Here is a 25,536-nt window from a genome sequence, read left to right on the forward strand (position 1 = left end):
TCATCCCATCGTCGGGATGGTGAAGTTCGCGCCTTCCCTGGCTCCGGCGGGCCAGCGCGAGGTGACGGTCTTGGTGCGGGTGCAGAAGCGGACGGCGTCGGGGCCGTGCTGGTTGAGGTCGCCGAAGCCGGACCGCTTCCAGCCGCCGAAGGTGTGGTACGCGACCGGGACCGGGATGGGGACGTTGACCCCGACCATGCCGGCGCCGACGCGCCGCGAGAAGTCGCGTGCGGTGTCGCCGTCCCTGGTGAAGATCGCGACGCCGTTGCCGTAGGGGTGCTCGGTGGGCAGGCGCAGCGCGCTCTCGTAGTCCGCCGCGCGGGCCACGCACAGCACCGGCCCGAAGATCTCCTCCCGGTAGATCCGCATGCGCGGCGAGACCCGGTCGAAGAGGGTGGCCCCGGCGAAGAAGCCGTTCTCGTGTCCTTCCAGGGTGAAGTCACGTCCGTCGACGACGAGTTCGGCGCCTTCGTTGACCCCGATGTCGACGTAGCGGCGGACGCGGTCGAGCGCCTCGCGGCTCACCAGCGGGCCGAAGTCGGCCTCGGGGTCGTCGGAGCGGCCGATGCGCAGGTCGGCCACGCGTTCCTTGAGGCGGGCGACGAGTGCGTCACCGGTCTCCTCCCCCACCGGGACGGCGACCGAGATGGCCATGCAGCGCTCGCCCGCGGAGCCGTACCCGGCGCCGATCAGGGCGTCCACGGCCTGGTCGAGGTCGGCGTCCGGCATAACGATCATGTGGTTCTTGGCGCCGCCGAAGCACTGGGCGCGCTTGCCCTGCGCGGCGGCGGTGGCGTAGATGTGCGCGGCGATCGGGGTGGAGCCGACGAAGCCGAGCGCCTGGACGCGCGGGTCCTCCAGGAGGGTGTCCACGGCTTCCTTGCCGCCGTTGACGACGTTCAGGACGCCGGGCGGCAGGCCCGCCTCCAGGAACAGTTCGGCGAGCCTGAGCGGTACGGACGGCGCGCGCTCGGACGGCTTGAGGACGAAGGAGTTGCCGCAGGCGAGCGCGGGCGCCAGCTGCCACAGCGGGATCATCGCGGGGAAGTTGAACGGGGTGATCCCGGCCATGACGCCGAGGGGTACGCGCAAGGAGTACACGTCGATGCCGGTGCCCGCGTTGTCGGTGAACTCGCCCTTCAGCAGATGCGGGATGCCCGCGGCGAACTCGACGACCTCCAGGCCGCGTTGCAGGTCGCCGTGGGCGTCGGCGACGGTCTTGCCGTGCTCGCCGGACAGGAGCCGGGCCAGCGAGTCCCGCTCGCCCTCGACGAGTTGGAGGAAGCGCAGCAGGACGCGGGCGCGCCGCTGCGGGTTCCACTCGCCCCACGCGCGCTGCGCCTCCTCGGCGTCGGCGATCGCCTCGGCCGTCTCCGCGCGGCCGGCCAGCGGCACCTGGGCCTGCACGGAGCCGGAGTTGGGGTCGTACACGTCGGCGTAGAGCCCCGAGGCCCCGCGCACGTGCTTGCCGGAGATGAGATGGGTCAGTTCACGGACCATGGGAGCCTGCTCTCGTCAGGTGGGATCCGGGGATGGCACGGCAGACCGCCGACAGCGCCCGTCGGGGGGCGTGGCCGGGGCAGCCGTGGGACGCGAAGGCCTAGGGGCCGTCGGGGAGTTGAGCGCGGGCGGGGACCGCCGCGCGCTCCGCCGGATCACCTGGGTCGTGGGTACGGACCGGTGCCATGCGTGTCTGCTCCATCCTCGTGGACAACACGGAACACCCCGCGGCCGGTATCCTGACTCCCGGATCAACGCGCGTTCTCCCGCCTTCCCGACGGGACTTGTCCGTCAGTGGCGTATCGCTCGGCGAGAACGCACTCCCCGGTCACAGTGGCGGGACCGCGCCGGATTCACACCGGCTTCCCTGCACCGCGGGCTCTGCTCACGAACATATAGTTGGACGTCCTAGTAAGTCCACCCCACCCTCCCCGGCACCGGGTCGACATCCGCGGGCCACCTGCGTGACCTTCGGCGGGTATACGCTGACCACTGCAGCTGGTTCGCCCTGCCCGCCAGGCAGGCGCGTCGCAAGAGGGAACCCGGTGGGAATCCGGGACTGCCCCGCAGCGGTGAGCGGGAACGACCGCCGTCACACGCACTGGGACCGGAGAGCCGGTCCTGGGAAGCGACGGCCAGTAGGTGTCCGCGCCTTCTCACGAAGGCGGTGGACGGGCCCGCGAGTCCGAAGACCTGCCCGTTGCCCGTGCGCGACCGATCGCGCACGGAGATCTCGGTGACCTCGAGGGCGGGTCGGCGTACACATCAGGCGGACGACCGCGCGCACGGCGCCGGTCCGCTCCTCCCGATGCGTCACACCCTTCGCGCCCCCGTCGCCGCCGGGATCGGCACCGACACGCTCGCGAAGGAGAGTTCCGTGACATCCAAGTCCGCAGCCGCGGCAGTGCACGCCACCGTGTACGGCTACCCCCGCCAGGGCCAGAACCGCGAACTGAAGAAGGCCGTCGAGGGCTACTGGAAGGGCCGGGTCACCGCCCAGGAGCTGCGGGAGACCGCCGCGACGCTGCGCCGGACCGCCTGGCGCCACCTCGCCGACGCCGGCCTCCACGAGGTGCCGACCGGCGACTTCTCGTACTACGACCACGTCCTGGACACCAGCGTGATGGTCGGCGCCGTCCCCGCCCGGCACCGCGACGCCGTCACCGCCGACGCCCTGGACGGGTACTTCGCGATGGCCCGCGGCACCCAGGACGTGGCGCCGCTGGAGATGACCAAGTGGTTCGACACGAACTACCACTATCTGGTGCCCGAGCTGGGTCCCGACACCGTCTTCACCGCAGACTCCGGCAAGCAGGTCGACGAGCTCAGGGAAGCGCTCGCGCAGGGGCACACCGCGCGCCCGGTCCTGGTCGGCCCGGTCACGTATCTGCTGCTCGCCAAGCCCGCGCCCGGCGTGGCCCCGGACTTCGAGCCGCTGACGCTCCTGGACCGGCTGCTCCCCGTGTACGCGGAGGTGCTCGCCGACCTGCGGGCCGCGGGCGCCGACTGGGTCCAGCTCGACGAACCCGCGCTGGTCCAGGACCGCACCCCGGCCGAGCTGAACGCGGCCACGCGCGCCTACCGCGACCTCGGCGCCCTCACCGACCGGCCCAGGCTGCTCGTCGCCTCCTACTTCGGCAGGCTCGGCAAGGCGCTGCCCGTGCTCGCCAAGGCGCCGGTCGAGGGGCTCGCCCTCGACTTCACCGAGTCGGCCGCGGGCCAGCTCGACGACCTCGCGGCCGTCGGCGGACTGCCCGGCAAGCGGCTGGTCGCGGGCGTGGTCAACGGCCGCAACATCTGGCTCAACGACCTGGAGAAGTCGCTCGCCACGCTGGGCACCCTCCTCGGGCTCGCCGACCGGGTCGACGTCTCCGCGTCCTGCTCGCTGCTGCACGTCCCGCTGGACGCGACCGCCGAGCGCGACATCGACCCGCAGATCGCCCGCTGGCTGGCCTTCGCCCGGCAGAAGACCACCGAGATCGCCGTCCTGGCGCGCGGCCTGGCCCAGGGACCCGGCGCCATCACCGCCGAACTGGCCGCCAACCGGGCCGACCTGGCCTCCCGGGCCGGCTCGGCGCTCACCCACGATCCGGCGGTACGCGCCCGCGTCGCGGGCGTCACCGAGGCCGACGCCCGCCGCGCGCACGCCTACCCGGAGCGCGCGCCCGCCCAGCGGGGCCGCCTCGGCCTGCCGCAGCTGCCGACGACCACCATCGGCTCCTTCCCGCAGACGACCGAACTGCGTACCGCGCGCGCCGACCTGCGCGCCGGACGGGTGGACACCGACGGCTATGAGGAGCGCATCAGGGCCGAGATCCAGGAGGTGATCGCCTTCCAGGAGAAGGCGGGCCTGGACGTCCTGGTGCACGGCGAGGCCGAACGCAACGACATGGTCCAGTACTTCGCCGAGCAGCTCACCGGATATCTGGCCACGCAGCACGGCTGGGTCCAGTCGTACGGCACGCGCTATGTGCGCCCGCCGGTGCTCGCGGGCGACATCTCGCGGCCCGAGCCGATGACGGTGCGCTGGACGTCCTACGCCCAGTCCCTCACCGCCCGTCCGGTCAAGGGCATGCTCACGGGTCCCGTCACGATGCTCGCCTGGTCCTTCGTCCGCGACGACCAGCCGCTCGGCGACACCGCGCGCCAGGTCGCCCTCGCGCTGCGCGACGAGGTGAACGACCTGGAGGCGGCGGGCACTTCGGTGATCCAGGTCGACGAGCCCGCGCTGCGCGAGACGCTGCCGCTGCGCGCCGCCGACCAGGCCGCGTACCTCGCCTGGGCTACGGAGTCGTTCCGCCTCTCCACGAGCGGCGTACGTCCGGACACCCAGATCCACACCCACATGTGCTACGCCGAGTTCGGCGACATCCTGCGCGCCATCGACGAACTCGACGCCGACGTCATCAGTCTGGAGGCGGCCCGCTCGCACATGCAGGTCGCGGACGAGCTGGCCACGGGCGGCTATCCCCGCGAGGTCGGGCCCGGCGTCTACGACATCCACTCGCCGCGCGTGCCCAGCACGGCGGAGTCGGCGGCCCTGCTGCGCAAGGGACTTGAAGCCATTCCCGCCGACCGGCTGTGGGTGAACCCGGACTGCGGTCTCAAGACGCGCGGCTGGCCGGAGACCAAGGCATCGCTGGCGAGCCTGGTCGCCGCGGCCCGTGAGGTGCGGGCGGAGCTGCCCGAGCGCACCGCCTGACCCCGATCCCCTTGCCGGGGCGGCCACTTGAGGGGGTCGCCGCTCCGGCAAGGGCACCAGCGGTGCCCGGAACGTGCGCCGTCGTGCCGCGTCCCGTCAGGCGAACGACGGCAGCAGCGCGTCCACCACCGTGTCGACCGGCGGCAGGAACGCCTCGGCGCCGGACCCGAGCAGATAGCGGTGCATGGCCCGCTGGTGGGCGGCCCCGATGAGCAGCAGCGCGCCCGCCGCCGGGTCCAGGCCCGCGCGCACCCGCCCGGCCCCCTGCTCGGTGCGCAGCAGGTCGGCGACCACGCCGTGCGCCAGGTGCGGGCCCACCGCACCCTCGCGCCCCACGAGGAGTTCGCGCAGCTGGCGGTCGGACTGCAGGGTGCCGAGGATCGGCATGATCCCCAGGTAGAAGCGCTCCAGGCCGCTCACCACGGCCACCAGGTCGGACCGCAGGTCCTCCCCGGCCCCCGCAGAGGCCGCATCGCCCTCGGGAGCCGCGTCCCCGTCGGGCTCGCGCCGCCCGAGCACGACCGTGGCGTCGGAGAACACCGGCAGATGCTGCCCGATGACCGCCTGCAGCAGGCCGAGCCGGTCGCCGAAGTGGTAGAAGATGCTCGACTCCGCCACGCCCGCCCGGCGCGCGATCTCCTTGGTGGACAGGGCGATGCCCGCCTCGCCGAGCACCTCGACGGTGCTCTTCAGGACCGCCTCCCGCACCCCGGTCGACGGCCTTCCGCGCCGCGCCTGCGTCACCTCATGTCCCCTTTCGTCGCCGATCCCTGTCGAGCGGTCACTTCTTTATTGAGTAATCGCTCAGAAGAAGGTTAACTTACTGACACATCACTCAGTAAATGATCCGGAGGGAAGATCCCATGACTGCTCCCGCACGGGAAGCGCGCAAGGACGCCATCCGCAAGCTGTACGCGGCACTGGAGGCCGGCGACACCGGCGTCGCCGACGGCCTGTTCACCGACGACTTCGTCACCTCGGAGGGCAAGCACCAGAACGTCCGGGGCCCTCGGGGCTTCAAGGAGGCCATCAGCGCGGTGCACGACGCGTACACCGACCCCTCCTTCGAGATCCTCGACCTCGTCGGCGAGGGCGACGCGGTCGTGGTGCGCTGGCGCATGCGGGCCCGCCACACCGGCGAGCTGATGGGCGTGCCCGCCACCGGCCGCGAGGTGAGCACCGAGGCGTTCGCCCTGTTCCGCTTCGTCGGCGACCGCATCAGCGAGCGCCACGCCGTCATCGACCGCCTCGGCCTGCTCCAGCAGCTGCGGGAGCAGTGACGGGCGGCGCGGGCCGCGTCCGCGCGTGATGGGCGAGGGCCAGATGCGGGTCCCGCTCACCGGCCTCGGGCGCGGGATCCGCGTGCACCAGGGCCGCGGTCAGCCGGGGCACCGCGTGCAGCAGCGCGTGCTCCGCCTCGACCGCGACCCGGTGCGCCGCGCCCACGCTCAGCGAGCCGTCCACGACCACCGCGACCTCGGCGCGCAGCCGGTGGCCGATCCAGCGCATCCGCAGCTCGCCGACGCCCCGTACGCCGGGCACGCCCACGAGCGCCCGTTCGGCCGCGTCGACGAGCGCGGGGTCGACGGCGTCCATGACACGCCGGAACACCTCGCGGGCCGCGTCGCGCAGGACCAGCAGGATCGCCGCCGTGATGAGCAGGCCGACCACGGGATCGGCGAGCCGGATGCCCAGGGCCGCGCCGCCCGCACCCAGGAGGACCGCCAGCGAGGTGAACCCGTCCGTACGGGCGTGCAGTCCGTCGGCGACCAGCGCGGCCGAGCCGATCTCGCGGCCGACGCGGATGCGGTACCGGGCCACGGCTTCGTTGCCGGCGAATCCGATGACGGCGGCGACCGCCACCACCGGGACGTGACGCATGTCCCGTGGCTCAAGCAGCCGTTCGACGGCCGTCCAGGCGGCGAAGGCCGCCGAGGCGGCGATGGTGAGCACGATGACGATCCCGGCGAGGTCCTCGGCACGGCCGTACCCGTACGTGAAGCGGCGCGTCGCCGCTCGCCGGCCCAGGACGAACGCGATGCCGAGCGGCACCGCGGTCAGGGCGTCGGCGGCGTTGTGCACGGTGTCGCCGAGCAGGGCGACCGAGCCGGACACCACGACGACCGCGGCCTGGGCGAGGGCCGTCGCCCCGAGCACGGCGAGCGACACCCACAGCGCCCGCATCCCGCGCGCCGAACTCTCCAGCGCGGCATCGACCTTGTCGACGCTGTCGTGGGAGTGCGGCGTGACCCGATGCCGGAGTCGGTGCCACAGGCCGGAGCCGTGGGGGTGGTGATGGCCGTGGGGCGCGTCGGGGGCGTGAGATGTGTCGGGTTCATGGGGCGTATCGGGATGGCGGTCGGAGTGAGGATGCTCATGGCCGTGCTCATGGCCGAGATCGTGACGGTCGCTCACGCGTGATGCCCCTTCCTGTACGCGGACTCTGTCCGCGGACGGCGCCCCTCATTGTGTGCGTACGAAGGCACTCGCGCCCCGCGGACGCCCACACGCACGCGCCCCTCACCTGCGCATCCTGCGCATCCACGGCGGAACGCGAAAAGGCACCGGGCCGCACGTACCGGCCCAGTGCCCGATTCCGGCCGACGGCCGATGGCCGCCGGTCGCGGGGACCGGCGGCGGGCAGGCGTCTAGCAGCCCATGGCCCAGGTGTGGGAGTCGCCGCGGTCGTTGGCGACGCCGTTGTAGCCGACCTCCTGGCCGGGCGAGAGGCAGATCGTCGCGGCGCCGCCGGTCGACGGCCACTGGACGGCGTCCTCGTGGACGATGACGTGGTCCTTCACGCCGGGACCCGAGATGCCGTGGTTCGCCCAGGAGGAGTCCTCGTCGGCGATCCAGCTCTCCCACCACTCGTCGTCGCCCGACCAGTTGGCGCGCTGACCCGCGAAGTTGGCCTCCGTCCAGGCGCAGAAGTGGCCGCTCGGGCACTCCGCCGCCGCGGCGGGCGTGGTGGTGGCGAGGGCGCCGCCCGCCGCCAGGAGGACGGCGGCGAGCAGAGCGAGGGGTTGCTTCATGGATGACTGCCTTTCGTGTGACGCGTGGGTGCGGTGGTGCTTCCGCTACCGCTGTGCGGTGGTGCGGGTCTCGGCGGTGAGCAGGGTCCGCGCGCGCTGGAGGGCGCGGTCCCGCAGCTCCCGGTAGGCGGCGCGGTCGCGTGACGGCGCCTTGGAGTGGAGGTTGTTGACGGTCGTCGACGCCTGGAACCAGCGCCGCTGGTCGCCGTAGAGCCGCCGCTGCGCCTCGGCGAGGCAGCCGTCGGTGTGCTGGCTGACGACGTGACCGCTGGGCAGGGTGAGCTCGAGCTCGGCCCGGCCCGTGCCGAACAGCGCGTGGTCGACGCGCCGCCCCTCGGCCTCGCTCGCGGGCCGCTCGCCCCGGCGGGGCGGTGTGAGGCCCCGATGGGTCAGGCAGCGGTCGGTGAGCAGGAGTTGGGCAGCCTTGACGGTGTCGCTGGGGTTCAGCGAGACGGTCGGCTGTCTGGGCGCGCCGCAGCCGGTGAGCGCGGTGAGGCCGCTCAGGAGGCAGGCGGCGGCGAGCAGGGCGGCGATGCCCGGACGGGCGGGCCGACGTCGGTTCCGGTGCCGGTGCCGGTCGACGGACTGGTCGACGTGCCGGTCCGCGTGCCGGTCCCGGCCCCCGTGCCCATATCCGTATCGACCGTATCCATATCCGTATCGACGTGGCACGGCGGTCGGCCTCACCCGGGCTGGCAGTCGCGCTTCGCGCTGTCGACGCCGTCGAGCTTGCCGCCCCAGTCCCAGTTGTCGGAGGTGTCATAGGCGCGGATCTCGCGGTAGACGCAGCCGCCCCAGCTGGGGAAGTGGATGGCGAAGACGCTGCCGTTGTAGTCGGAGCGGAAGGAACCGGCGTGCCGGTGGACGCGGTCCTCGGCCTCGGCGTACCCGCCGGGCCTGTAGCACCAGCCTCCGCCGCCCATCTGGCCGGGCTCGGGCCAGAAGCAGACCTCGCCCGGACCGGCCGCCGCCGGGGCGGACGGAGCGGCGGGCGAGGCGGTCGCGGAGGCGCCGCCGAGGGCGGTCAGGGCGACCGCGGCGAAGGCGGCGGCGAGGGCGGCGACAGGGTGGCGCAAGGGGACTCCCGGGGTGGCAGGCGTGCGATGCATGCGCTTCTTTCCCAGGTGTTCTCGCAGGTAGACACAGCATCACCCGCACCGGTGAGTAGTCGTACCGCAGGTGCCGCCGGCACTTCCCCGGCCCCCGCGCCGCCGGCCCCGCCTCACCCCGAGTACGGCGTCACACGCTCGCGTCCCGGTGGGTGGGGCGCCCGTCGAGGACCGTCAGGAGCACGGGCAGCTCCGGCAGCTCGACGGCCGCGGTGGTCAGCGGGTTGTCCGCGAGGACCGTGAGGTCGGCGCGGTGACCGACCTCGATGCGGCCCGCCTCGTGCTCCTCGCCCGCCGCGCGGGCGGCGTTGACGGTCATGCCCTGGAGGGCCTCAAGGGCGGTGAGCGCCTGCTCGGGCCCGTGCGGGTCCTGGGTCAGGTCGCGGCTCGGACGGCGGTGGCGGGCGCCCGCCATGACGCCGAGCGGCGGGTAGGGGGCGATGGGCCAGTCGGAGCCGAGGACGACGGTGGCGCCCGAGTCCCACAGGTCGCGGCAGCGCCAGGCGCGCGCGGCGCGCTCCTCGCCGAGGCGGCGCGACCAGTTGTCGGTGTGGTCGGCCCGGGTGAAGTCGCAGCAGTGGGTGGGCTGCATGGAGGCGATGACGCCGAGTTCGGCGAAGCGGCCGAGAGTGTCGTCGGGCACGGTCTCGATGTGCTCGATCCGGTGTCGTACGCCACTGTCGCCCGCGGCCCGCGCCTTCTCGACGGCGTCGAGGGCGTGCCGCACGGCGGCGTCCCCGATGGCGTGGGTGGCGGTGGGCACGCCCGCCCGGTGGAGCGCGCCGATGACGTCGGTGTACGCGGCCGGGTCGGGCCAGAAGGCGTGCGTGGACTCGCCGTGGCAGTCGGGGTGTTCGAGCCAGGCGGTGCCGTTGTCGATGGTGCCGTCCATGAAGAGCTTGACGCCCCTGGTGTGCCACAGCGCGCCGCCGGTGCCCTGCTGGTCGATGAGCGCGCGCAGCGCGTCGCCGTCGGTGCCCGGCTGGCACCACGGCGCGACGCGCAGCCGCACCGGCAGCTCGCCGGCCGCGTCCAACTCGGCGTACAGCTCAAGGCTTTCGCCGTTGGCGTCCATGGCGTGGCCGCCGGTGAGTCCGGCGGCGGCCATCGCGCGCAGGGCACCGGCGAGCCGGGCGCGCCGCTCGGCGCGGGTGGGCCGCGGGGCGGCGCGCTCGACGAGTTCGCAGGCGGCGTCCTCCAGGAGCAGCCCGGTGGGCCGGCCCGCGTCGTCGCACACGACCTCGGCGGCCTGCGCGAAGGTCCGTGGCCCGTCGACTCCGGCGAGGGCGAGCGCGCGGGGGCTGGCCAGCATGGAGTGGGCGTCGAAGAGCTGGAGGAGGGCGGGCACTCCGTCGAGCACGGGGCCGAGCGCGTCGGTCGCCACGGGCCGGTCCCCGAAGACGTTCGGGTCGAGGCCCCAGCCGTGCAGCCACGCGCCCGGGGCGAGGGTCTCGACCTCGCGGGCCAGCGCCGCGCGCACCGCGGTCAGGTCGGCGCAGCCCGACAGGTCGAGGCCCTGGGTCAGCTCGGCGCCCGAGACGGGGTGGAGGTGTGCGTCGACCAGGCCCGGGGTGACGACGGCGCCCTTGAGGTCGATGACCGTCGTCGAGGGGTCCGCGAGGGCGCGTACGTCACGGTCGTCGCCCAGTGCGGAGATCCGCCCGTCGGACACGGCCAGCGCGGTGTGGGGCAGCAGCGCGCCGGTGACCGGGTCGAGCAGGCGGGCGGAGAGCAGGACGAGCGGGGTGGACACCAGAGGGCTCCTCGGTACAGGGGGGTGGAGTCAGCGGGAGGCGGAAGGGTCGGGGTCGGCACTCAACGTGCCGTGTTCGAGGCCGAGTTCGCGCTCGGCCGTGGTGAGCGCCATCCGCGTCACCGCCGCGGGGCGGTCGCCGGTGTCGGTGTTGGCGTGGGCGCCGAGGCCGTCGAGTACCACCAGGATCTGAATGGTCGTCACATACGGTTCCTCGGTGCGGAATTCGTCGCGCTCGACGCCCTCCCGGATGAGGTCGGCGAGGCGCCCGCGCCAGGCGGCCTCCTGCTCGGCCACGCGGTCGCGCAGGACGGGTCGATAGCGGCTCAGGTGCCGGGCGTTGATCCAGAGGCGGCTGATGTCGTCGTACGCCTCGCCCGTCGCACGCGCGAAGAACCGCGCGAGGTGCCGAACCGGGGTTCCGTCGGCCCGCTCGGCCGGCAGGAGGCCGTCGAGCTCGGCGCTCGCAGCGCTGCCGAACGCCTCCGCGACGAGGTCCTCGGCGGAGGGGAAGTAGTGACTGATCAATCCCGGCCGTACGTCCAGCTCCTCGGCGATCCGCCGCAGGGTGACGCACTCCAGCCCCTCGGACAGGGCGACGGCGGCGGCCGCGGCGACGATTTCCGCACGTCGGGCGGCCGGAGATTTCCGAATTCGCTTGCGCTCAACGCTTGACGACATGCCCGCAACGTTATTGAGTGTGCGACCAATAAGCAAGCAGGCGAGCACGGCACCCACCCCGGAGGGCCCCATGGCGTCCACGATCCCCGACCCGTGTCCAGGCAGGGACGGCGTGCCCGCGGCCGCTCCGGCGCCGGACGCGGCGACCCGCCCCTCGGACGCCGCGGGCCGCATCGAGGTGCACGGGATCGACCACATTCCCGAGCGGGAACGCCACGGCAGACCCCGGGACCTGTTCGCCGTGTGGGCCGCGGCGAACGTCAACTATCTGAGCCTGGTCGTCGGCGGCGCCCTGATCCTCATGGGCCTCACCCTGTGGCAGGCCCTCGCCGTGATCGTCGTGGGCAATCTGTTCTGGGTGCCGGTGGGGCTGCTCGCCGTCTCGGGGCCCGCCTCCGGGACACCGAGCGAGGTGGTCATGCGGGCGATGTACGGCGTCCGCGGCAACCGCGTGAACATCGCGATCACCGGCTGGGCGATCTGCGTCTGCTACATCGCGCTCAACCTCGCCGCGGCCGCGCTCGCCGCCTTCTCCCTGGTCGGCCGGGCCGGGATCCCGCTCACCACCGGCGTCAAGATCGCCGTCGTGGCCGTCATCGCCGCGCTGACCCTCGCCATCAGCGTCTACGGGCACGCCACCATCCTGCGGCTCTACCGCCCGATCACGGTCGCCCTCACCCTGGCCTTCGCCGTCGTGGCGTGCTACGTCATCGGCCGCGCCGACTTCGGCTACGCGCCCGCCGAGCCGCTCACCGGCGGCGCCCTGTGGGCGGCCCTCGCGGGTGGCGTCACGCTCATCGCGTCCGGCCCGCTCTCGTACACCAACAGCGCCGACTTCTCGCGCTATCTGCCCGCGGCGACCTCGCCGAAGGCGATCGTGGGCTGGACCGCGCTCGGCGGGTTCCTGCCCAGCATCGCCGTCTGTTCCCTGGGCGCGTTCGCGGCGACCGCCCTCGACATGAGCGACCCGCAGACCGCCCTCGAAGGGATCCTGCCGGGCTGGTTCACGCCCTTCTTCCTGCTCGCGCTCGTGCTCGGCACGATCTCCATCAACGCCATGACCGCGTACAGCGCGGGCCTGGCCCTGCAAGCCGTGGGCGTCCGCATCCGCCGCTCGCTGAGCGTGCTCGTCGACGGCGCGTTCGCGGTGGCGCTGACCCTGTACGCGCTGCTCGTCTCCGACTTCCTCGACGCCGTCAGCGACGTCCTCGAACTGACCGTCGTCCTGCTCGGCCCGAGCATGGCCGTGTACGCGACGGACATCGTGCTGCGCCGGAACCGGTACGACGGCCCGGCCCTCACCGACGAGTCCCCCGGTGGCCGGTACTGGTACACGGCGGGCGTGAACTGGCCGGGCGCCCTCGCCCTGACCGGCGGCACGGCCGCGGCGGCGCTGTGCGTGAACACCCTGTACACCGGCCCGGTCGCGCACGCCCTGGGCGGCGTGGATCTCGCCCTGCCCGTCGGCGTCGTCGTGGCCTCGGGGCTCTACGCCCTCACTCGACGTCCTTCAGCTTGACGATCCTGCCGCCCTTGTCGACGGTCCGGGTGCTCCAGTACTCGTCCCACTTGTCCCCGACGTGCTCAGGGACCTTCCCCTCCGGATAGCGCGCGTACCCCTTCGGCGGCTCTTCCCCCTTGGGTACGCACGCGCTGCCGCTGCTGCCCACCGCGAGGACCGGATACTCCTCCCCACCGCAGGTGGCGTCCGCCATCGAGCAGCCCGTGGTCAGCCCCGCGACGACCGCTCCCGCGAGCGCGAGCCCCAGCAGCCCCCTCGTCCGACGCCCACCGCCGACGGCCACCGCACCGACTCGACCGGCCTTGCTCACCATTGACTCCCTCATCTCCCTCGTCCCGTCCGACACACCCAGCCTGCGGCGGACGCGCGGCGCGTTCATGAGTACGGGTACTCAGACGGGCATGGCCGACCTACCCGAGTCGCACGGTACGGGAGCCTCAGAGGCATACGTGTCAGGGCCGCACGTCCGAGGGCCATGCGCGTCAGGGGCGCACGTGTCAGGGGCGCACGTGTCAGGGCCGCACGTGTCAGGGCCCCATATGGAAACCGCCACCGGCCTTGAACACGTTCCTCGGGGCCGATTCCATGGAGGGCGTGAACAGCGAGTGGCTCCTTCTCGACCGGCCCCCTCATCGGGCGTCCGTCGCCTGCCCCGCTGCCCTCTGACGGGAGCGTCCGCCGCGCGCCGACGCGTCTTCCCGCCGAGCTCAGGGGCGCCGTGACCTGAACCGGCGCCCCTGTGTCACACCGGTCACCACCTCACCCCCGTACGCGACGTGATCGGCCGTCAGGCCCTTCGCGATGCCGCGCACCCCTACCCCTGGAAGCCCCATGCCCGCATCCGCCCTGCCCTCCCCCGCCCCGATCCCCGCCGACCTGTCCGGCCGCACCGTCCTGGTCACCGGCGCCACCTCCGGGATCGGCTTCGAGACCGCGCGACAGCTCGCCGAGCGCGGCGCCACCGTACTGCTGCACGGGCGCACCCCCGAGGAGGCCCGCGCGGCAGCCGACCGGATCGTCGCGACCACCGGCGTCGACACGGCCCGACTGTGCTTCTGCGCGGCCGACTTCGCGCACCTCGAAGAGGTCGAGTCGCTGGCCCACCGCGTCGCACGCGAACACCCGCACCTGGACGTCCTCGTCAACAACGCCGCGACGGCCGCCCCCGAGCGGCACACCGTCACGGCCGACGGCAACGAGATCGCCTTCCAGGTCAACTTCCTCGCCCACTACCTGCTGACCTGCCTCCTGGAACCGGCCCTCACCAGCGAGCCGGGCGGCCGCGTCGTCAACGTCTCCTCCTCGCTGCACCGCACGGCGTCGATCCGGTGGAGCGACCCCCAGCGCGCCCGCCGCTACTCCCGGCTCGCCGCGTACGCCCAGTCGCAGCTCGCCCTGACGGTCTTCGCCGCCGACCCACGGGTCACCGCGGTCTCCGTGCACCCGGGCGCGTGCGACACGGCGCTGCTTCCGCTGTACGCCAACGAGGGTCTGACGGCGACGGAGGGCGCGGCGCACGTGGTGCGGCTGTGCGACCCGGCCGTCGAGATCGTCAACGGCGCCTACTACGACCGCGCCGAGCGCGTCGCCCCGGCGCCCGTCGCGACCGAGGACCGCACGGTCAAGCGCCTCGGCAGGCTCGCCGACCTCCTGGTCGGCCGCGCCGCCGGCTGAGGCCCCCGGCCGGTCAGGGCGGACCGGCAGCCCCTCCGTGTCGCCGTGATGACGGGGCGCCGTGACGCCGTGACTCCGTGATTCCCGTGACGCCAACAGCATCAATAGCGCCAGCACGGCAGCACTTTGACGCCATACCGGGCCAACTTGGCTCGGCGTGGCGTCACTTGTGTGCCATGCTGGCGTCACGGCACTTCCCGCACCGGAGGGACTTCACCCATGCAGCACGATCCGTCGACCGAACCCCTGGACCGCCTGCCCATCGAGCGGCCCTCGGGCTGCCCCTTCTCTCCGCCGACCGAGCTGGGGCAGATCCGCGAGCGGGAGCCGCTCACCCGACTGCGCTTCCCCGACGGGCACTTGGGGTGGCTGGCGACCGGACACGCCGCGGTCCGCTCGGTCCTCGCCGACTCCCGCTTCACCTCGCGCTACGAGCTCCAGCACATGCCGATGGAGACGGGCTTCACCGGCCCCCTGCCGCCCGCTCCCCTCGGCGACATGACCGGCATCGACGCCCCCGAGCACACGCGCTACCGGCGGCTGCTCACCGGCAAGTTCACCGTGCGCCGCATGAGGCTGCTGACCGAGCGCGTCGAGCAGATCACCGCCGACCGCCTCGACGCCATGGAGCGGCGCGGTCCCGTCCTCGACCTGGTGGAGGCGTACGCGCGCCCCATACCCGCGCTGATGATCTGCGAGCTCCTCGGCGTACCCGCCAGCGAGGAGGACATGTTCCAGCGGCACACCGCGACGATGATGACGCTGAGCGCCACCGAGGCGGAACGGACCGCCGCCATGGGCGCGATCCAGGAGTTCATGGAGAAGCTGGTCCGCGACAAGCGTGCCGCCCCCACCGACGACCTCCTGAGCGACCTGACGGGGAGCGACCTCACCGACGACGAACTCACCGGGATCGGCGGCTTCCTGCTCGGCGCCGGGCTCGACACCACCGCCAACATGATCGCGCTCGGCACCTTCGCGCTGCTGCGGAACCCCGACCAGTTCGCCGCCCTGCGCGCCGAGCCGGACCTCGCCGACGGCGCCGTCGAGGAGCTGATGCGGTACGCGACCATCGCCCAGACCGGGATCCGCGCCGCGCTGGAGGACGTCGAGGTCGAGGGCGTGCTCATCAGGGCGGGCGAGAGCGTCGCCCTCTCGATGGAGACCGCCAACCGCGACCCCGCCAAGTTCCCCGACCCCGACGTGCTCGACCTGCGCCGCAGGGCCTCCGGCCATCTGGGCTTCGGCCACGGCGTCCACCAGTGCCTGGGCCAGCAGTTGGCGCGCGTCGAGATGCGGGTCGCCTTCCCCGCGCTGCTCACCCGCTTCCCGACCCTGCGGCTCGCCGTCGATTCCGAGGACGTACCGCTGCGCACCGGCATGAACATCTACGGGGTGCACGAACTCCCCGTCACCTGGGGCGAGAAGTAAGGAAGACGTGCGAGAGCCCCACCGGATCGTCGTCGATCCGGCGGGGCTCGGGGCGTCCGTCAGGTCAGTGCCTGTGGCGGCGTGCCAGGCCGAACAGAAGGCCGCCGGTCAGGACGAGCAGGGCCGCGAGACCCGAGGCCCACCAGGCGGTGTCGTTGCCGGTGGGCGGCAGGACGGGCCACGTGATCTCCGTGGTCGTCGTGCAGCCGGGCTCGGTGCCGGTGACGCAGTTGCCGCCGCGGGTCGAGGTGGTGACGGCGTTGCGGAGCAGCTTGTCGCCGCGCTTCTTGTCACCGCCCTTCTTGTCACCGCGCTTCTTGACCGTCACGGAGTAGGTGACGGTCGCGCGCTGTCCGGCGCCGAGGCGGCCGGTCCAGTTCAGCGTCGCCCCGGTGCGGGTGACGGTGCCCCGGTCGGCGGTGGCGTCGCCGTTGTACGTGGCGTCGTCGAGCACGCCGTAGAGGTCGTCGGTGAAGGTGGCCGGGTCCAGGACGGCGGTGCCGGTGTTGGTGGCGGTCACCTTGTAGGTGACCTTGCCGCCCGGCTTGACCTTGCCGCGCGGTGCGGCGGTCTTGCGCAGGACCAGGGACTGGACGGGGGTCGTGGTCGTGCAGCGGGGGTCGATGACCGCGCGCCGCGCCCTGTCGGGCATCGGCAGCGGGCAGTTGGTGTTGTCGGGGCTGGTGACGAGGTTGCGCAGCAGCCGGTCGCCGGCCGGGGGCGTGCCGACGGTCACGGAGTAGGTGACGGTGACGGTCGCCCCGGCGGGGACGTCGCCCCGCCACTGGAGGCGGGGCCGCCGGTAGGTGACGGTGCCGGAGTCCGCCGTGCCGTCGCCGTTGTAGACGGCGTCGTCGAGGACGCCGCCGAGGTCGTCGGTGAAGGCGGCGTTCTTCGCGTCGCCCTGACCGGTGTTGCGGATCGTGACGGTGTACGCGACCTTGCCGCCCGGCAGGGCGACGGCGGGTGCCGGCTTCTTCTCGATCTCCAGTCGGGGGGTGGGAAGTTCGGTGCGGCAGTCGGGGTCGGTGGAGTCCGCCTCGCAGTTGGACCCGGTGGCCGTGACGACGTTGCGGAGCTTCTTGTCGCCGTCGTTCGTGACGGTGACGGAGTAGCGGACGGTCGCCTCGGCGCCCTTGGCGAGGTCCCCGGTCCAGGTCAGGGTCGGCGCGGTGAAGGCGACCGTCCCGGTGCTCGCGGTGGCGTCGTCGTTCCAGGTGGCGTCGTCCAGGACGTCGACGAGGTTGTCCCTGAAGGTGGCGCCCCGGTAGGCGGCCTCGCCCACGTTGCGCACGGAGACGGTGTACGTGACCTTGTCACCGGTCTTGGCGTCCTTGGGCGTGCCCCGCTTGACGATCTTCAGGGCGGGCAGCGGCGTCTCGGTCGCGCAGTCGGGATCCGTGCCGCCGCTCGGGCAGTTGGTGTCGTCGGGTCCGGTGACGGCGTTCTTGAGCTTCCTGTCGCCCTTCGGCGGGCTGTCCACCGTGGCGGTGTAGCGGATGGTGACCTTCGAACCGGCCGCCACGTCTCCGGTCCAGGTCAGCCGGGGCTTGCGGTAGGAGAGGGTGCCGCCGCCGGCCGCGGTGGCGTCGTCGTTGTAGACGGCGTCGTCGAGGAGGCCGGTGAGGTCGTCGGTGACGGTGGCCCCGGTGTAGTCGGCGGCGCCGGAGTTGGTGAGCTCGACGGTGTACGTGACGGTCTCGCCCGGCTTCGGCGCGGCCGGTGTCGACCGCTTCTTCACCGTGAGGTGCGCGACGTCGACCTCCGTGGCGCAGTCGGGGTCGCTGCTGCCCTTCTCACAGGTCGACCCGTCCGGGCCGACGACGAGGTTGGTGAGCTTCGCCGCGCCGGTGACCTTCTTGTCGACGGTCACGGAGTAGGTGATGGTCGCGGTCCGCCCGGCGGGCAGGTCGTGCTTCCAGGTCACCTTCGGCGCGGAGTAGGTGACGGTGCCGCCGCCGCGCACGGCGTGATCGCCGTTGTACTTCGCGGCCGTGAGTGCCTGCGTGAGGTCGTCCTCGAACCGGGCGTCGGCGTACGTCCCGGTGCCGGTGTTGCGGACGGTGACGGTGTAGGTGACCTTCTGGCCGGGCCTGGCGGTCTTCGGGCTCGCGGTCTTCTTGATCTCCAGGGCGGCGACGGGGGTCTCGGTCGAGCAGTCGGGGTCGGTGCTGCCCGCCTCGCACCCCGAACCGTCCGGCCCGGTCACGGCGTTCTTGAGCTTCTTGTCGCCCGCCGGCGGGGTGCCCACGGTGACGGAGTAGGTGACGGTCACCGTGGCGCCCTCGGCGACCGTGCCGCTCCAGGAGACGGTGGGCCGGGCGTAGGTGACGGTGCCCGAGGTGGCCCGGTGGTCGTCGCCGTACGTCGCGTCGTCCAGGGCACCGCTCAGGTCGTCCTCGAAGGAGGCGCCGGTGTAGTCGGCCTCACCGGTGTTGCGCAGGGTGACGGTGTAGGTGACCTTGTCGCCGGGCCTGGCGGTCTTCGGCGTCGCGGTCTTCTTGATCTCCAGGACGGCTACGGGGGGTTCGGTGGCGCAGCCGGGGATGTCGCCGCCGGGCGGGCAGGTGGAGTCCTCGGGGCCGACGACCGCGTTCGACAGCTTCTTGTCGCCCTGGGGCGGGCTGTCGACGGTGACCGTGTAGGTGACCGTCACGCTGGTGCCCCGGGTCACGTCGCCGCGCCACGTCAGCTTCTTCGTATCCGCGTCGTACGAGGTGGTGCCCGAGGCCGTGGTGATCTCGTCGTTCCACGTCGCGTCGTCCAGGACGCCGGAGAGGTCGTCCGTGAAACGCGCCCCGCTGTAGTCGGCGTCCGCGCTCGTGTTGGTCACCGTGACCTTGTAGGTGACGACGTCACCGGGCTTGGGCACGGCCGGCGTGGCGGTCTTCCTGATCTGCAGGGACGGCTTCGGGAGCACGGTCCGGCAGTCCGGGTCCCGCGAGTCGTCCTCGCAGTTGGAGTCCGTGCCGGTGACCGCGTTGCGCAGGTACTTGTCGCCGTTGTTGGTGACGGTGACCGTGTAGGTGACGGTCGCGGTGGCGCCGACGGCGAGGTCGCCGGTCCACGAGAACGTCTTCGCGCCCGCGTCGTACGAGGTGGTGCCCGAGGTCTTGGTGACCTCGTCGTTCCACCGCGCGTCGTCCAGGACGTCGCTCAGGTCGTCCTCGAAGGAGGCGTCCTGGTAGGCGATGCCGCCCGTGTTGCGCACGGTGACGGTGTAGGTGACCTTGTCGCCCGCCTTCGGGTTCGCCGGGGTGGCCGTCTTCCTCAGCTTCAGGGACTTGACGCCGGTCTCGGTGCCGCAGTCGGGGTCGGTGCCGCCCGGCTCACAGGTCGAGCCGTCGGGGCCCGTCACCGCGTTCTTGAGCGACTTGTCGCCGCGCGGCGGATCGCCCACCGTGACGCGGTAGGTGACGGTCACCGTGGCGCCCTTGGCGACGTCGCCGGTCCACGTCAGCTTCTTGGTACCGGCGTCGAAGGAGGTCGTGCCGGAGGTGCGGGTGACCACGTCGTCCCAGGTGGCGTCGTCGAGGACGCCGGTGAGGTCGTCGGTGAACGTGGCGCCGGGGTAGTCGCCCTGTCCGGTGTTCCGCACCGTCACCGTGTAGGTCACGGTGCCACCCGGCTTGACCTCCTTCTTGTCGGCCTTCTTCTTGATCTCCAGGGTGCCGACGCCGGCGTCGGTGCCGCAGTCGGGGTCGGTGGCGCCGGGCGGGCAGGTCGAGTTGTCCGGCCCGGTGACGGTGTTGGTGAGCTTCTTGTCCCCGGCGGGCGGGGCGCCGACCTTCACCGTGTAGGTGATGGTCACCTTCTTGCCGGCGGCGATGCCCCCGGTCCACGTCAGCTTCTTGGTGCCGCGGTCGTAGGACGGCTGGGTACCGGTATCGGCTCCGTCCGTGCGCGCCGTCGCGTCGTCGTTGTACGTCGCGTCGTCCACGACGCCGCTCAGGTCGTCCGTCACCGTGACGCCGGGGGCGCGGCCGCCGCCGACGTTCTCCGCGGTGACGGTGTACGTCACGACGTCTCCGGGCCCGGCCTTCTTCGGCGTGGACGTCTTCTTGATGACCAGGCCGCTGACGGGCTCGTCGGTGGAGCAGTCCGGGTCGTCCGTACCGGGCGCGCAGGTGGAGCCGTCGGGTCCGGTGACCGCGTTCTTCAGCCGCTTGTTGCCGCGCGGCGGTTCGTCGACCTTCACCGAGTACGTGATGGTGATCGTCTGCCCCGCCGGGACGTCGCCGACCCAGCGCAGCTTCTTGTCGGCGCCGCTGTAGTTCAGCGAGCCCACCGCGCGCGAGCCGTCCGCCTTCTTCGCCACCGCGTCCAGGTTGTACGTCGCGTCGTCGACGACGTCCGTGAGGTCGTCGGTGACCTGCGCGCCCTTCCAGGCGGCCGTGCCGTCGTTGGTGAGGGTCAGCGTGTAGGTGACCTTGTCGCCGGGCTTGGGGTCCTTCGGCGCGCCCACCTTCTTGATCTTCAGGGTGGCGACCGGCGTCTCGGTGCCGCACTTGTCGTCGTCGGAGCCGCTCTCGCAGTTGCTGTCCGGCGAGGTGACGGCGTTCTTCAGCTTCTTGTCGCCCGTCGGCGGGCTCTTGACCGTCACCGAGTAGGTGAGCGTGACCGTCTTGCCCGCCGCGATGTCACCGGTCCACGAGAGCTTCTTCGCGGCGCTGTCGTAGCTGGGCTGCGTACTGGTGTCGCTGCCGTCCGTCCGCGCGCGGGCGTCCCGGTTGTACGTCGCGTCGTCCACGACGCCGCTCAGGTCGTCGCCGACGCGCACGCCGCTCGCCGTGCCCGCGCCGGTGTTGCGCACGGTGACGGTGTAGGTGACCTTCTCGCCGGGCCCGGCGCTCTGCTTGTCGGCCTTCTTCTCGATCTCGACGTTGCTCGCCAGGTTCGGCGCGATCGCGCAGCTGGCGAGGTCGGTGATCGGCCAGCTGCCGCCGGACTCCGACTTCACCGTGCCCACCTGGTTGGTGTGCGCCGTGCCGCCGCCGACCTGCGTGGAGGCGCCGGTGCGCGGATCGACGCGGAAGAGGGTGCCGTCGTACTGCCCGAAGTAGATGGCACCGTCGTGGAAGGCCATGCCGTACGCGTTGCCGCCGATCGCGCCGGGGCCGCTGACCTGCACGACCCGGGTGACGGTGGACGTGTCGGGGTCGAGGCGGTAGATGTACGTGCCGCTGTAGCTCATCCCGAAGTAGGCGCCGCCCGACGAGTCGACGAACAGGTCGGGGATCGTGGTGCCGTACTGGATCACCGGGTCGTTGGGAATGGACGTGGTCAGATCGGCGCGGTCCCAGACCCGGGAGGCGCCGGTCTTCAGGTCGAGCTGCATCAGCTTCAGGTACGACAGGTTCTGCGCGCCGTACAGCTTCGAGCGCGCCGAGTCGTAGCCGAGCCCTCCCCAGTTGGTCCCGCCGACCAGGTTCCTGGTCTGCCCGGCGTAGATCTCGTCGGTCACGGTGTTCGTGCCGGAGACGTGCTTGTAGAGCTTGGTATTGCCGGAACGGTAGTCCGCGTAGAAGGCGGTGGGTCGCCCGGTGTCCGGGTCCGTGCCCGCCGCCATGCTCGACGACCAGTAGTCGGGCAGGCCGTTGCTCGTCGGCTTCCGCTTGGTGATCACCGTGTTGGTGATCCGCGCGTTGCCGGAGGCGTCGTTCTGGAACTCCATGCCGGAGCGGTAGTTGCTGTAATACAGCCCGTCGCAGCCGAAGGTCGAGGGATCGTCCTCCCCCTCGACCGTCCAGGTCTGCGCGGCCGCCGGGACGGCGCCCGCGAGGACCACGCCCGGCACCACGAGGGCGAGTGCCACGAGATGCGCCGTGAGGCGGCGCAGCGGCCGTCTCCAGCGAGGGGGAACGAAGAAGCTGCGCAACGACATCACTCCGGGCACTCTGCGAATGGATCACTACAGAGGGTCACAATTTGATCGTCGTATGCAACTATCTGTGAGCGATTCGGTGCGCGATCACTCGCCTGCCCGTGGCGTCGTACGTCAAGGGGACGCCCGGAGCCGTACCCCGGGGCGGCAGCACGTCAGGCGAGCGTGCGCACCACGTCCCGCACCCGACCGGCGACGGACTCCGGCAGCGGCGCGTAGTGCAGTCGGGACAGGTTCTTCTGCCCCTGCTCACTCGCGGTGTAGGCGAGGAACGACTTGAGCGCCGGCAGGATCTCCTTCTGGTTGCCCCGGTCGCAGACGATCTCGTAGGTGACCTGGACGATCGGGTACGCGCCCGGGGTGGAGGCCCCGTAGCGGAACTTCAGCGTCAGGTCCTGGCCCCTGCCCGCGACGTGGGCCTCGGCGATTCCGGCCGACGCCGTCGTGGGCGTCGGTTCGACGGGGGCGGGCGCGCCCGTGTCGACGGCGACGGTCTTGATGTCGCGGGCCCGCGCGAAGGACAGCTCGAAGTAGCCGATCGCGCCGAAGCCCGAGGTCACCTCCGTGGCGACGCCGCTCGATCCGCTCGCGGAGGCCCCTGCCCTGCCCTGCCAGGCCTTGCCGACCGGGTGGGGCCAGGCCTCCGGGGCGGCGCCCGCGAGGTAGGCCTGGAAGTTCTGCGTGGTGCCGGAGTCGTCCGACCGGTGCACGGGCCGGATCGGCAGGGACGGCAGCTCCGCGCCGGGGTTGAGCCGCTGGATCTCCGGGGCGTCCCATACGGTGATCCGACGGTCGAAGATCTCGGCCAGCGTCGGGGCGTCGAGGACCAGGTCGTCCACGCCGGGCAGGTCGTAGCCGATCGCGATGGGTCCACCGACCATCGGCAGGTCTATCGCCCGTCCGCCGCGGCAGACGTCCTTCGACCGCTCGACCTCCGCGGACCTCAGCGCGCCGTCGGAGCCGCCGAACGCGGTCGCGCCCCGCAGGAACTGCGCGGCGCCCGCCCCCGATCCGATGGGGTTGTAGGCGATCCGCACTCCGGGGCAGGCGCTCTGGTACTGCTTGATCCAGTGCTTCATCGCGTTCTGCTGGGCGCTCGACCCGGTCCCCTGGACCTTGCCCGAGGCGGCACAGTCGATCCCCGTGACGGCGGCGGGCTCCGCCGCCGCCCGGTCGTCGTCCTCTCCGGGGCCCACCAGCCCGCACCCCGCGAGGGACAGGGACAGCAGGGCCGTCACGGAAGCGGCGAGCACGCGCCCGCGTCGGTACGTACGTCCTGGACGTGGGCGTTGCACGTTCGTCCCCTCGGGGTACCGCGAACGGATCGCGGAGGTTCTCGTCGACAGGCCTCAGATGATCGCCGATCCACGACGACGGCAGGTGACCACCAGGCGAACACTCGGGAACGTACTGACGTACGGCGGCGGAGGGGTAGGCGTCGCCCAGCACAGCGTGAGGGACGGCGGGCCGTTCGCAAGGGTGTCCTAGACTCCGCCCCATGAAGATCGCGAGCACGGCCGTCGTCCAGGACCTGGCGCCAACAGGCGTGCTGCGGGCCTCCATCAACCTCGGCAACCCGGTCCTGGCCCAGGGCACACCGGCGGCGCCCGCCGGGATCACGGTCGACCTGGCGCGCGAGGTCGGCGCGCGGCTCGGCGTCCCCGTGGAGTTCCTCTGCTTCGACGCGGCCCGCTCGTCGTACGAGGCGATGGCGTCCGGCCGCGCCGATCTGTGCTTCCTCGCCGTCGAACCCGCCCGCGAGGCCGAGGTCGCCTTCACCGCGCCGTACGTCGTGATCGAGGGCGTGTACGCCGTGCCGCGGGACGCGCCCTTCACGACGCCCGCCGACGTCGACCGCGCGGGCGTGCGCATCGGCGTGAAGCGTGGCTCCGCGTACGACCTCTTCCTCACCCGCACGCTGCGGCACGCGAGCGTCGTGCGGGGCGACGAGGGGGTCGAGGTGTTCCGCGCCGAGGGCCTCGACGTCGCGGCGGGCATCCGGCAGCCGCTGACGCAGTACGTCGCGTCCCACCCCGAACTCCGGCTGATCGAGGACCGGTTCATGCAGATCCGGCAGGCGGTGGGCACGACCAAGGACCGCGCGCCGGAGACCGTGGCCTTCCTGCGCGGGCTCGTCGAGGAGCTCAAGGCGACGGGCTTCGTCGCCCGGGCACTGCGCCGGTCCGGAAAATCCGAGACGCTGACGGCCCCGCCCGGGTAGCCTGCCGGGACCTCACACCCCTCAGGGAGTCGGAATGCCCGGTCGCACGAGCACGCGCTGACGTCGTAGGTCGATCGACCCGTCATCGCGTGCTGCCCATGGACGCGGCACAGCGAGCCCTTCTCCGCTTTCCCGACTCCTTCAAGGGGTTGTCGTGCCGTTCCGCGCGCGTGTTTCACGCACCAGCTCTCCGGATGCCCCGGGCATCGCCTCCGCTTCCTCCTCCCGTTACTCCGGCACCGTGCTCGGCGACCGTGACGTCCGTCTGCTCTGGGCGGGCCAGACCGCCTCCCAGTTCGGGGCGCAGGCCGGTCAGGTCGTCCTGCCGCTCATCGCCGTCCTCTCCCTCGACGCGTCCACCGGGCTGCTCGGCGCGCTGCGCGCGCTGGAACAGGCCCCGATCCTGCTGTTCTCCCTGTTCGCCGGCGCGTGGGTGGACCGCAGGCGCACCCGCGACGTGCTGGTCCTCGCCGACCTCGGCCGGGTCCTCGCCCTGGCGGCCGTCGCCCTCGCGTCCCTGCTGGGTGTGCTCGGCCTCCCGGTGCTCCTGGTCGTCGCCTTCCTCGTCGGCGTGCTCGGCGTGTACTTCGACGTGGCCTACCAGGCATGCCTCGTACGCCTGGTGGAGCGGGAGCGGCTGGCGCAAGCCAACAGCGCGCTGGAGGGCAGCAGGTCCGCCGCGCAGACCGGCGGGCCCGCGCTCGGCGGCGCGCTGGTGTCGCTGCTCTCGGCCCCGGTCGCCGCCCTGGCCAGCGCGGTCTTCTTCGCGCTGTCGGCCCTGTCGATCGCGCGCATCCGCCGGCCGGAGCGGCTGCCCGCCGCGCCGGAGCGGGCCGCGGGCACGGGGCGGCGGATCCAGGAGGGCCTGCGCCTGGTCGTCCGCGATCCCGCGCTGCGGGCCGTGGGGATCGCCTCCGCCACCTTCCAGTTCTCCTTCGCGGCCGTCATGACCGTGTATCTGCTCTTCCTGCCGCGCGGGCTGCACCTGTCGGGGGCGGCGGTGGGGCTCGCGCTCGCGGCGACGGGACCGGGCGCGGTCGTGGGGTCGCTGCTCGCCGCCCGGCTGCCGGGCAGGCTCGGGTACGGCAGGGTGCTCGTGGCCGCGGCGGCCCTCGCCGACGGCGTGCTGCTGTGCGTGCCCGCGCTGCGCGGGTCCGGTGCCGTGACGGTCTGTCTGCTCATGGGCATCAACTTCGTGTTCGGCGTCTTCAGCCAGCTGGTCAACGTGACCGTCATGAGCGTGCGGCAGGCCCTCACCCCCGTCCACGTCCAGGGCCGGGTCGTGGCCACGATCAACTTCGTCGGCATGGGGCTCACCCCGCTCGGCTCCCTGCTCGGCGGTGTCCTGGCCGAAGCGCTGGGGCTGCGCGCCGGGCTGCTGGTGGCGGCGGCCGGTCTGGCGCTGTCCCCGCTCTGCATGGCGCTGTCCCCACTGGCGCGCATGGGGCGGCGGCTGCCGGTCTGACAAGGACGTTTCTCGGCCTCGGGGGTGTCCCGGGAGGCTCAACACGACACACTTGCCTCTCC

18 protein-coding genes and 2 riboswitches are annotated in these 25,536 nt (G+C 72.4%); of the genes, 7 read left to right on the forward strand and 11 right to left on the reverse strand.

What is annotated here, in order from left to right:
• Entirely contained in the window at positions 1 to 1,500 is a 1,500-nt protein-coding gene (locus tag AB0L89_RS31065) for a CoA-acylating methylmalonate-semialdehyde dehydrogenase (RefSeq protein WP_365148254.1), read from the reverse strand.
• A 211-nt stretch (positions 1,501 to 1,711) separates the two neighbouring features.
• Positions 1,712 to 1,892: riboswitch (cobalamin riboswitch) on the reverse strand.
• Between the two features lie 90 nt (positions 1,893 to 1,982).
• Positions 1,983 to 2,216, forward strand: a riboswitch (cobalamin riboswitch).
• A gap of 161 nt (positions 2,217 to 2,377) precedes the next feature.
• Here AB0L89_RS31065 and metE point away from each other — a divergent pair.
• The gene (gene metE, locus AB0L89_RS31070; protein WP_365148394.1) at positions 2,378 to 4,702 is read left to right on the forward strand and encodes a 5-methyltetrahydropteroyltriglutamate--homocysteine S-methyltransferase; all 2,325 of its coding nucleotides are present in this window, start codon (positions 2,378 to 2,380) and stop codon (positions 4,700 to 4,702) included.
• 96 nt (positions 4,703 to 4,798) lie between these two features.
• On the opposite strand, the gene AB0L89_RS31075 is transcribed toward metE, so the two are convergent.
• Positions 4,799 to 5,446 carry a helix-turn-helix domain-containing protein gene (locus AB0L89_RS31075; RefSeq protein WP_365148257.1) on the reverse strand — a complete coding sequence of 216 codons (648 nt, stop codon included), beginning with the start codon at positions 5,444 to 5,446 and terminating at the stop codon, positions 4,799 to 4,801.
• Between the two features lie 119 nt (positions 5,447 to 5,565).
• Here AB0L89_RS31075 and AB0L89_RS31080 point away from each other — a divergent pair, with 119 nt between their 5' ends.
• Positions 5,566 to 5,982 carry an ester cyclase gene (locus AB0L89_RS31080; protein ID WP_365148260.1) on the forward strand — a complete coding sequence of 139 codons (417 nt, stop codon included), beginning with the start codon at positions 5,566 to 5,568 and terminating at the stop codon, positions 5,980 to 5,982.
• On the opposite strand, the gene AB0L89_RS31085 is transcribed toward AB0L89_RS31080, so the two are convergent.
• From AB0L89_RS31085 to AB0L89_RS31110, 6 genes are all read right to left on the reverse strand, one after another.
• Positions 5,939 to 7,117: a cation diffusion facilitator family transporter gene (locus AB0L89_RS31085; RefSeq protein ID WP_365148263.1), complete on the reverse strand. Its 1,179-nt coding sequence runs from the start codon at positions 7,115 to 7,117 to the stop codon at positions 5,939 to 5,941. The two genes, AB0L89_RS31080 and AB0L89_RS31085, sit on opposite strands and share 44 nt — an antisense overlap.
• A gap of 233 nt (positions 7,118 to 7,350) precedes the next feature.
• On the reverse strand, positions 7,351 to 7,734 hold the full coding sequence (locus tag AB0L89_RS31090) for a peptidase inhibitor family I36 protein (protein WP_055701828.1): 384 nt from the start codon (positions 7,732 to 7,734) through the stop codon (positions 7,351 to 7,353).
• Positions 7,735 to 7,779: 45 nt separating this feature from the next.
• Entirely contained in the window at positions 7,780 to 8,406 is a 627-nt protein-coding gene (locus AB0L89_RS31095; RefSeq protein ID WP_365148267.1) for a hypothetical protein, read from the reverse strand.
• An 11-nt stretch (positions 8,407 to 8,417) separates the two neighbouring features.
• A complete protein-coding gene (locus tag AB0L89_RS31100; protein ID WP_365148270.1) occupies positions 8,418 to 8,810 on the reverse strand; it encodes a hypothetical protein in 393 nt (130 codons plus the stop codon).
• 163 nt (positions 8,811 to 8,973) lie between these two features.
• Entirely contained in the window at positions 8,974 to 10,596 is a 1,623-nt protein-coding gene (locus tag AB0L89_RS31105) for an amidohydrolase (protein ID WP_365148273.1), read from the reverse strand.
• Between the two features lie 30 nt (positions 10,597 to 10,626).
• Positions 10,627 to 11,277 (reverse strand): TetR family transcriptional regulator, encoded by a 651-nt coding sequence (locus tag AB0L89_RS31110; RefSeq protein WP_365148276.1) that lies wholly within the window; start codon positions 11,275 to 11,277, stop codon positions 10,627 to 10,629.
• A 70-nt stretch (positions 11,278 to 11,347) separates the two neighbouring features.
• Here AB0L89_RS31110 and AB0L89_RS31115 point away from each other — a divergent pair, with 70 nt between their 5' ends.
• Complete coding sequence (locus AB0L89_RS31115; protein WP_365148279.1) at positions 11,348 to 12,796, forward strand: cytosine permease; 1,449 nt, start codon at positions 11,348 to 11,350, stop codon at positions 12,794 to 12,796.
• On the opposite strand, the gene AB0L89_RS31120 is transcribed toward AB0L89_RS31115, so the two are convergent.
• Positions 12,774 to 13,049 carry a hypothetical protein gene (locus tag AB0L89_RS31120; protein ID WP_365148397.1) on the reverse strand — a complete coding sequence of 92 codons (276 nt, stop codon included), beginning with the start codon at positions 13,047 to 13,049 and terminating at the stop codon, positions 12,774 to 12,776. The genes AB0L89_RS31115 and AB0L89_RS31120 overlap by 23 nt on opposite strands.
• Before the next feature lie 581 nt (positions 13,050 to 13,630).
• On the opposite strand from AB0L89_RS31120, the gene AB0L89_RS31125 reads away from it, so the two are divergent.
• Both AB0L89_RS31125 and AB0L89_RS31130 read left to right on the forward strand, forming a co-directional pair.
• Positions 13,631 to 14,473 carry an SDR family NAD(P)-dependent oxidoreductase gene (locus tag AB0L89_RS31125; RefSeq protein WP_365148282.1) on the forward strand — a complete coding sequence of 281 codons (843 nt, stop codon included), beginning with the start codon at positions 13,631 to 13,633 and terminating at the stop codon, positions 14,471 to 14,473.
• Between the two features lie 219 nt (positions 14,474 to 14,692).
• A complete protein-coding gene (locus tag AB0L89_RS31130; protein WP_365148285.1) occupies positions 14,693 to 15,904 on the forward strand; it encodes a cytochrome P450 in 1,212 nt (403 codons plus the stop codon).
• A 64-nt stretch (positions 15,905 to 15,968) separates the two neighbouring features.
• On the opposite strand, the gene AB0L89_RS31135 is transcribed toward AB0L89_RS31130, so the two are convergent.
• Together AB0L89_RS31135 and pstS are read right to left on the reverse strand one after the other, a co-directional pair.
• Positions 15,969 to 21,719 (reverse strand): DUF11 domain-containing protein, encoded by a 5,751-nt coding sequence (locus AB0L89_RS31135; RefSeq protein WP_365148288.1) that lies wholly within the window; start codon positions 21,717 to 21,719, stop codon positions 15,969 to 15,971.
• 224 nt (positions 21,720 to 21,943) lie between these two features.
• Positions 21,944 to 23,041 carry a phosphate ABC transporter substrate-binding protein PstS gene (gene pstS, locus AB0L89_RS31140; protein WP_365148291.1) on the reverse strand — a complete coding sequence of 366 codons (1,098 nt, stop codon included), beginning with the start codon at positions 23,039 to 23,041 and terminating at the stop codon, positions 21,944 to 21,946.
• A 245-nt stretch (positions 23,042 to 23,286) separates the two neighbouring features.
• Here pstS and AB0L89_RS31145 point away from each other — a divergent pair, with 245 nt between their 5' ends.
• Positions 23,287 to 24,009, forward strand: coding sequence for a transporter substrate-binding domain-containing protein (locus tag AB0L89_RS31145; protein WP_365148294.1), 723 nt, complete (start codon positions 23,287 to 23,289; stop codon positions 24,007 to 24,009).
• Between the two features lie 241 nt (positions 24,010 to 24,250).
• Positions 24,251 to 25,474 carry an MFS transporter gene (locus tag AB0L89_RS31150; protein WP_365148297.1) on the forward strand — a complete coding sequence of 408 codons (1,224 nt, stop codon included), beginning with the start codon at positions 24,251 to 24,253 and terminating at the stop codon, positions 25,472 to 25,474.
• Positions 25,475 to 25,536: the final 62 nt, after the last annotated feature.

Origin of the sequence: Streptomyces sp. NPDC052114 (assembly GCF_040680155.1) — a bacterium.
In the GTDB taxonomy this organism is placed as follows: domain Bacteria; phylum Actinomycetota; class Actinomycetes; order Streptomycetales; family Streptomycetaceae; genus Streptomyces.

What these genes read in the sequence shown, in the direction of transcription:
- AB0L89_RS31130 (WP_365148285.1), top strand. Translation starts at nt 14,693, where the DNA reads ATGCAGCACGATCCGTCGACCGAACCCCTGGACCGCCTGCCCATCGAG.
- AB0L89_RS31145 (WP_365148294.1), top strand. Translation starts at nt 23,287, where the DNA reads ATGAAGATCGCGAGCACGGCCGTCGTCCAGGACCTGGCGCCAACAGGC.
- AB0L89_RS31115 (WP_365148279.1), top strand. Translation starts at nt 11,348, where the DNA reads ATGGCGTCCACGATCCCCGACCCGTGTCCAGGCAGGGACGGCGTGCCC.
- AB0L89_RS31090 (WP_055701828.1), bottom strand. Translation starts at nt 7,734, where the DNA reads ATGAAGCAACCCCTCGCTCTGCTCGCCGCCGTCCTCCTGGCGGCGGGC.
- AB0L89_RS31080 (WP_365148260.1), top strand. Translation starts at nt 5,566, where the DNA reads ATGACTGCTCCCGCACGGGAAGCGCGCAAGGACGCCATCCGCAAGCTG.
- AB0L89_RS31065 (WP_365148254.1), bottom strand. Translation starts at nt 1,500, where the DNA reads ATGGTCCGTGAACTGACCCATCTCATCTCCGGCAAGCACGTGCGCGGG.
- AB0L89_RS31125 (WP_365148282.1), top strand. Translation starts at nt 13,631, where the DNA reads ATGCCCGCATCCGCCCTGCCCTCCCCCGCCCCGATCCCCGCCGACCTG.
- AB0L89_RS31110 (WP_365148276.1), bottom strand. Translation starts at nt 11,277, where the DNA reads ATGTCGTCAAGCGTTGAGCGCAAGCGAATTCGGAAATCTCCGGCCGCC.